General features: G+C 64.0%; 4 protein-coding genes and 2 pseudogenes. 2 read left to right on the forward strand and 4 right to left on the reverse strand.

Features of this window, described 5'->3' with window-relative positions; all coding sequences use genetic code 11:
* Positions 1-6 precede the first annotated feature (6 nt).
* The 4 genes and pseudogenes from ABZV44_RS31115 to ABZV44_RS31130 all read right to left on the reverse strand — a co-directional run bounded on the left by ABZV44_RS31115 (position 7) and on the right by ABZV44_RS31130 (position 4,586).
* On the reverse strand, positions 7-2,346 hold the full coding sequence (locus ABZV44_RS31115; RefSeq protein ID WP_354843995.1) for a CHAT domain-containing protein: 2,340 nt from the start codon (positions 2,344-2,346) through the stop codon (positions 7-9).
* 112 nt (positions 2,347-2,458) lie between these two features.
* Positions 2,459-2,692 (reverse strand): annotated as a pseudogene (locus ABZV44_RS31120) (acyl-CoA dehydrogenase family protein); the annotation flags it as partial.
* A 391-nt stretch (positions 2,693-3,083) separates the two neighbouring features.
* Positions 3,084-4,064, reverse strand: a pseudogene (locus tag ABZV44_RS31125) (IS256 family transposase); the annotation flags it as partial.
* 210 nt (positions 4,065-4,274) lie between these two features.
* On the reverse strand, positions 4,275-4,586 hold the full coding sequence (locus tag ABZV44_RS31130; RefSeq protein ID WP_354843997.1) for a DUF1330 domain-containing protein: 312 nt from the start codon (positions 4,584-4,586) through the stop codon (positions 4,275-4,277).
* Positions 4,587-5,848: 1,262 nt separating this feature from the next.
* On the opposite strand from ABZV44_RS31130, the gene ABZV44_RS31135 reads away from it, so the two are divergent.
* Both ABZV44_RS31135 and ABZV44_RS31140 read left to right on the forward strand, forming a co-directional pair.
* Positions 5,849-6,673: an alpha/beta hydrolase gene (locus ABZV44_RS31135; RefSeq protein ID WP_354844000.1), complete on the forward strand. Its 825-nt coding sequence runs from the start codon at positions 5,849-5,851 to the stop codon at positions 6,671-6,673.
* Between the two features lie 63 nt (positions 6,674-6,736).
* Positions 6,737-7,402, forward strand: coding sequence for an isochorismatase family protein (locus ABZV44_RS31140; protein WP_354844002.1), 666 nt, complete (start codon positions 6,737-6,739; stop codon positions 7,400-7,402).
* Positions 7,403-7,913: the final 511 nt, after the last annotated feature.

The following is a 7,913-nucleotide window of genomic DNA, read 5'->3' on the forward strand; positions in this document are numbered from 1 at the left end:
CTCGGTTCAGAACTGGAATTCGTGGCGGCCCAATGGCACTACGTCGCCGCCACAGATGGCGCCGCTGTCGTATAGGTCGACAGGGCGATCGGTCCCCATGTCGAAGAAGGGAGCGCCGACCAGTGCGTAGGCTCCGTAGTCCCACGGGTCCAGCATTCCGGAGAACTCCTCGTTCGATGCTCGAAGCGCGCTCGCCGGTGACCTGCCGTCGATCAGGTGGCGGTAGAACGCTTCGAACCAGGCGGCGGCGACATGGTCGCGCACGGGCCACAGGCTGATCAGGACGCACCGTACACCCGCGACGAGGAAACCGTTGGCCAAACCGATATAGCTGTCGGGGTGCGTCATGCCGATACCGGTCTCGCAACCGGCCAGGACTACCAGCTCCGAGTCGGCGATACTCTCCTTGTACACCAGGTCTGACGGATAGAGGATCGAGCTCCCGGTATTGTCGCTTGGCGCCAGCAGGGTGAACGATTCTCCGAGCGGGTGCGCATATCCATGACTCGCGATATGGACCATTCCCGCCGACCGGAGCGCGGCGAGCAGTGCCTCGGGGGTAGCGTCCTTTTCGGTCACCAGCACCCCGCCGGTCATCGAAGCGACCATACTCGCCTCTTCGACGGTCGCGGGCAATGCCGGAAAGTGGACGGTAAGAGTGGTTTTCGGAGTGGTGGCACTGCCGTCCGAGCGGGGAAACAGTGGAATTTCCAGATCTTGCCCAGGGATGCCGCCGAAGGCGACGGCGGGCGTCTCGAATCCTTCCAGCCCACGCCAGGCATCCACGTCGCGGCGGCGATCGAGTTGTAGGGCAACGGAAATGGATGCGCTGAGGCCGATGTCCCAGCGTTCACCCAGAGCGACATCCACCGAACCGAGCAGGCCCCAGGGAATCTCGAAGAATCGGTCGTGGGGGATGACGAGGAGGTTGCCCGAACCGCTCTCCAGCCTTTGCCGGATATGTTCCGGTAGCAGCGCCAGGTACAGATCCGAGGCTGCCCGGCGAAGCTCATCCGAACAGGGAGGTTCCAACGGCACCGATGCGGCGCTCGCCATGCCATCCGATTCCGTAGCGCTGGTGTCGCTTTCGCCAGCAGTCCAGCGGGTGAGAGCGATCAGCGCGGTGAGAGGTTCCAGAGCCGCGGTCGTGTCCCAGCCATCGATAGTGCCGTCGGGAGTGAGAAACCATGCTGCCACTCCGGTCTCGTGAACGAGAACCTTCAATATGTGAATATCGTCCGCACGACAGAAGGAGCGGATCTCGTCGGCACTCGGATTCTGCAGGCTCAATCTCCCATGGGCGATACGCACCCGTCGCCCGCCCTGACGGCGAGGCTGGTGGCGGAACATGAGATCCAGCAACGCACGCCCTTGGCCGTGCTCGGAGACTTCCAATGCCTTGTCTACCTTGCCCCCTACCATCAGCATGGCGACGTAGGTATGAACTATGTCCGCGACACCTTCCATGTAGTGGAATCGCTCGAAGTAGTTGAGCTGGCTCTTGGTTTCGTCGATCAGACCGAGGCAGGACTCGAACAGCGCGGCAGCCTGATCCGGATCACCGCGGTCACGGAAGAGCAATGCGAAACCATACAGTGCGTCGAGCCTGCGTTTCGGTTCCTGCCCCTCCGATCGTCGTATCGCCGCAAGGATGTCATCGGTGCCGACTCGGATGCCGGCCGCAGCCATCACCTGCAAGACCCTGTTCTCGGTCTCCCGCTGGTAGCTGACGTCTTTCATGCTGTTCGCACATTCGAGGGCCTCGCCGAACAGCTGCAACGCGCTGTCGACGTCTCCGTCGGCCAAGGCAAGTTCGCCGCGCTGGTAGGCCAGCGACCAGCGCAATTTCGGATCGTCGTGCGCAAGGTCGGCGAACGGCGAGAGCTCCTCGCCGCGAAAATCCGGGGGCAGCAGGGTCGCACGGGTGACCATGACCATGGCCTCGCTGTGACGGTCACCGGTCTCACGAAAATACTGCGCAGCGACGGCGTACGCATCCGACATCGGCATGTAGGAATTCATGTACCGGTACACATTTCCCAGATTGAAGTAGCTCACAGCGACGCCGTGGTCCATGCCCAGCGACCGAAAGGCATCGATCGATTCCAGGATCAGGCTCTCGGCAACCCTCAGACTTCCCGTCTCGGCTAGTGCGGCACCGAAGTTCGCGCACCAGTACGCGTACTCCACGCTGTCACGATCGTCATCGAACGCGCCCCCGAGTTTCTCGAACGCGAGGGCGGCCTCCTGGTAACGACCCGATTCGTAGAGCTCGGTAGCGTCCGCCAGTTGCTGCTTGCGCCGTGCTCGATCGATCGCCCACCGTCGAAATATGAACATGGGCATCGGGACTCCGCGGCAATCGACTGGTTCCGCCACAGCCATCTTATCCCCGTGACGGTCAGCGCAACCGCCGCAGCAGTATGTTGCCTTGGGTATCAGTCGATCCGGCCGGACGCTAACTATGTCGTGGACACGGAGGGCCGGCTGTGTAGCCGGCCGAGATTCGACGGCGGTGGGCCGCGGGTGAGCCGAAGAGTGAGCGGTTGAGGGTGGCGCGTTTGAGGTAGACGTGGGTGCCGCTCTCCCAGGTGTAGCCGATGCCGCCGCGCAACTGCATTTCCTAGCTGGCGATTCGGACGGCTGCCTCGCAGGTGACGGCTTTGGCCATGGAGGTCGCGACTGCGGCGTCGGGGGTGTCGTGAACCTGGTCGACGTCCGCGGCGTAGGCGATCGCGGCAACGCTGAGCTCGCCCCCCGCTGCAGCGGGCAGTGTTGACCGCTTTGATCACCCGTTGCCGCCCTCGCGCCGAATCTGCTTGGCGGCCTTGGATCATCGGGCTGGGCATGGTCAGGCGCTCCTGTCCGGACGCAGGTTGGGCAGGGGTTGGCGGACCCGCGGCAACCCCAGCCAGGTGACCGCGTTGCGGGAGCGACGGACAACCCCGACCGCGTCGGTGATGCTGGCCCGGTCGACCGCCGAGAGTTCCTCAACCTCGGCGGTGATGCGCGCGATCGCGGCGGATCCGCCCGATCTCCTCACCCGAAGGCATGTCCTCGGAGCGGGCCCCGGATGCCGACGGCTTGGGGAACGCGGTGAACGCGAGCAGTTCCGCGCGGGCGGTGTCGAGGTGGTCGGCGACCTTCGGCAGTTTCTCGGCGAGTGCGTCGAGCATTCGATCATATTGGGCGGCAACTGATTCGGTGTCTGCTTGATCGAACACTGAATGCAACAATGTCCGGACCCAGGGCCAGGAGGATTTCGGGCAGACCGACATCAAGTTCACCGTGTAATGGGTGCGGCAGCGCTGCCGGGACGCGCCGGGCAGGGTCGCGCCGATCGCGGCCACCAAGCCCGTGTGGGCGTCGCTGGTGACGAGTGCGACCCCGGTCAGGCCGCGGGCGACCAGGTCACGGAAGAACGCGAGCCATCCGGCTCCGTCCTCGCCGGAAGTGACTGTGAGGCCGAGGATTTCACGGTAGCCGTCGGCGTTGACGCCGGTGGCAATCAAGGCGTGGACGTTGACCACGCGCCCGTTCTCGCGGACCTTGAGCACCAGGGCGTCAGCGGCGACGAACGTGTAGGGACCTTGGTCGAGTGGGCGGGTTCGCAACGCCTCGACCTGGGCGTCGAGCTCGCGGGCCATTATCGAGACCTGGGACTTGGAAAGTGTTGTAATTCCTAGTGATTCGACCAATTTCTCCATCCGGCGGGTCGAGACCCCGAGTAGGTAACAGGTCGCCACCACGCTGGTGAGAGCGCGTTCGGCGCGTTTGCGGCGTTCGAGCAGCCAGTCGGGAAAATAGCTGCCCGACCGCAGTTTGGGGATCGCGAGGTCGATGGTGCCGACGCGGGTATCGAAGTCGCGGTGTCGGTAGCCGTTGCGGTGGTTGACGCGGTCGTCGCTGCGTTCGCCGTAGCCGGCGCCGCAGGCTGCGTCGGCCTCGGCGCTCATCAGGGTCTGGATGAATGTCGAGAGCATGGTGCGCAGCAGGTCCGGGCTGGTGGAGGCCAATTGGTCGGACAGCAGCTGGCTGGGGTCGATAGGCTGAATAGCGGTCATCGCGTGAAATCTCCTACGAGAGACTGTGGAAGGTCCTTCGAGGATCACGCGGTGGCCACCCTGCTGTCCGGGATTACGACAGACTCAGCAGCCGATCGCTGCTGCTACACCACGCTATTGGACGCAACCCGTTACTCAGCGATCTCCCGGGCCCCGATGGCGCTGGAGAGGGCATCGTGGGCACGTTCGCTGCGATCTCCTCGCACGAACTCACTCATCGGCGAGTTCCGGAACGATCATCGCGGAGACGGGAACTGTGGCAGCAAGGCGCTGCTCGAGGAGCTCTTGATAGCGGGCTGAGGTGTAGACGGCGTAGGCCTGCTCGGCGTCGCGGAATCGTAGTACGACCGTGTGGCTGCCACCTGGCGTAGGACCAACTTCGGGCAGGTGAACTGTTCGGTCCGTACTGGCAAGAAGTTCGCCGGCATCGGGCCCCAGCAGCACGGGAGTCGCCGCCGCACGGTAGGTGTCCAGGCGCTCAGGGTCCGTCACGTCATAGTTCAAGATCAGCAAGGCGGTCATGAGAACATCATCCCCCCGACGAGAACAAGGATTCGCATCAGTGTCACGCTGGCCCCGCGTGGGTATCGAGCGCTCGCCGACGCACGCGAGATGATCTCGCTCGCAACATGTATCGGCCTTGCGCCGAGACGGAGCGATCTGGCAATCCACCACCGAGCCTCCGATCTTCATCAACGGAAACGGCTTCAACCGCTGCGCCGACCAGCGCGGACCCGATGACCGGGCAGTCCGGCCCCGCATCACCGAAATCGGCATGGGTACCGCCGCGCAATGAAGAACCCGCACCCATCGACGTGCAGCTACTCCGCCGGGATCTGGTATTCGAACTAGAGCTATCGCCCTGATACAGCGCCAGCGACTCAGGTCTCCGGCGTGGCTGTATGTGTGTGAGAGCTGCGGCGATGTCGATTCAGTCGTCGCCGCCGCTACTGCGGACGTTGCGGCTGGTGCTTCCACTGCGCCAATACCTTTCAACACCGCGACTGCGACCGACGCCTGAGCCGACCTGCTATGGCGTTGCGCCGGAGCGACATCCTTTAGGCCACACTTCGCCAGTCTGGCCGAGTGCGCCGGTTCAGGCGGCCACGCCGATCGTCGCGCAGCTCGTTGCACGAGCGTGAGTAGAGGGGACTGCACGAGCTGCTCTATGAACCCGGCGTCGAGCGTGAGCGCCTGTTCCAGGCGTTCCTGTCGTCGCCACCGACGGTCAAACCGTAGTCGGAAAGCTGGCGCGCAAGCCCGCGGTGGTCGGGCATTCCTTCGGCGGGCTGCTGACCCAGATCGTCGCGGGCCGTGTCGGCGGTCTCGGTCGCGATCGACGCGCCCCCCTCCGCAGCATGCTGCCGCTGCCGATCTCAACCTGTGGTCGGAAGCCAAGGTGGACACCGAGAATCCCGAGCGCGGCTACGCCCTCACCATAGACAGCGGCTGGCAAGAGATAGGCGAGTGAGCGCTGACGATCTCGCCGATGCGCACCTGGTCGAACGTGCGCGATCGGACGACTTTGAATCGAGAGGGGTCAAAGAGTCTCTCGTGTGTCCTCATCGCAGTGAACGTGATTCACAAGCGTCCAGTGATACTCGACACGAATCCATGGCCGAAAATGCGGTTTTCATGGCGCGCAAAGCGGGGCGCAACTCTCCCGAAGTCACGCACAGTGATCCGGCACCGATCATTCCGAAGCGTTGTCGCCCAGCCAGTTCCAGTTGTCTCAACGAGGCCCTTGGACAGCGCATCGACCACGCGATCACAAGGAGTCCCACATGCCTTTCATTACAACGTCGGACGGCGTCGACATCTACTACAAGGATTGGGGCAGCGGACAGCCCATCGTCTTCAGTCACGGCTGGCCCCTGTCCTCGGATGACTGGGACGCACAGCTGATGTTCTTCGTGTCCCACGGTTTCCGGGTGGTCGCTCACGACCGGCGTGGCCATGGCCGTTCCGCTCAGGTTGCCGAAGGGCACGATATGGACCACTACGCCGATGACCTGGCCGCCGTCGTCACCCATCTCAATCTGTCGGATGCGGTTCATGTCGGTCATTCCACCGGTGGCGGGGAGGTCGTGCGCTACCTGACGCGGCACGGACAGGATCGGGCGGCCAAAGCCGTTCTGATCAGTGCGGTGCCGCCGATCATGGTGAAGACCGCCGACAATCCGGGCGGATTGGACAAGTCGGTCTTCGATGGCATCCAGGAGCAGGTCGCCACCCGCCGGTCGGACTTCTTCCGCACGTTCGCCGAAGGACCGTTCTACGGCTACAACCGGCCCGGCACAGACCCCTCCGAAGGAGTGATCGCCAACTGGTGGCGCCAAGGCATGGCGGGCGGCGCCAAGGCCCACTACGACGGCGTCGTCGCGTTCTCTCAGACCGACTTCACCGAAGAGCTCACGAAGATCACGATCCCCACTCTCGTCATGCACGGGGAAGACGACCAGGTGGTCCCCATCGACAACACCGGCATCCGCTCGGCCGAACTGTTGCCCAACAGCACGCTGAAAACCTATCCGGGCTTCCCGCACGGTATGCCGACCACCGAGGCCGCGACCATCAACGCCGACCTGCTCGCATTCATTCGATCCTGAGCAGCGGTCCCGCCTCGGGTCCCGGGGCGGGTACAGACCTTCCGAACTCATCGACGAGGACCAATGCCGAAAACACGTCCCGAGCCCGTCCGCGACCCGGAGACCGATCACCTGCTCACACCCCAGAACTGCGCGATCGTCCTCATCGACTTCCAACCGGGCCAGTACGCCACGGTCGGATCAACCACCGCCGAGGAGGTCGACCTCGGCGCGGTAACCCTCGCCAAGCTCGCACACGCCTACGCGATCCCGACGGTCGTGACGACCGTCGCGGTGGACATGGGCGTCAACGAGCCGACCAACCCGGTACTCCTGGACGAACTCCCCGGTGTCACGGAGATCGACCGTACCGGGGTCAATGCCTGGGAGGACGCCGACTTCCGGGCAGCGGTCGAGGCCACCGGCCGGCGAAAGATCGTCATGGCCGGGCTGTGGACCGAAGTGTGCCTCGCGTTTCCGACCCTCGACATGCTGCGCGAGGGCTACGAGATCTACCCCGTCGTCGACGCTGTCGGCGGCGTGTCTGCGGTGACGCACGACACGGCGATCACTCGCATGGTGCAGGCCGGTGCCCAGCCGATCACCTCGCTGGCCCTCGGCTGCGAGCTGATGCGCAACTGGGCACGCTCCGATTCGGACCTGTATCGAGTGATCATCAACGATTACTTCCGACGCAAACGGGCCATCGGAGCCGCCAAACAGAATCTGCTGCACCGGTCGGTCAGATAGTTCACCGGCCACTGGTTCGGTCAGCGCGACCAGCGGCAACCACCCAGATCGGCAACCTCGATCGGGCGGCGGAAATCCTGGTGCGGATCGTTCACTCCGGCACTGTGCCCACCCACCTGCTGCTGGGGATCGGCAACGGCTGGTTGATGTTCGGAGGTGTGCTGCTGGCCGGTTTGGTCAGCGCAACCAGCGGCATAGAAAGACGTTCTGTGCGTCAGGTGTCTGGACGTGGGGAACGTCCTCCTGGTGCGCTTGTCGGGCTTGGTGTCCCATCGCGGTAGGAGGACGTTCCATGGGTAACGGTAGTGGCGTGTTCCGGGGTGACACGGGCTTCCCGGATGATGTGTTCCGACCTTCGCGGCCGAGTTGAGTGTGCCGCTCGAACGCAATACCGACGGCCGGGCATCGGTCATTACTAGTGCTGCGTTCCTCAAAGGTGGTACACAAAGCGGCGGCGTAGGGTTCGGGGTTTCGGGGCTGGTCGGCCCCAGATCCATGGTCGTGCGCGGGC

It is taken from the genome of Nocardia sp. NPDC004860, from assembly GCF_040609015.1.
Lineage (GTDB): Bacteria > Actinomycetota > Actinomycetes > Mycobacteriales > Mycobacteriaceae > Nocardia.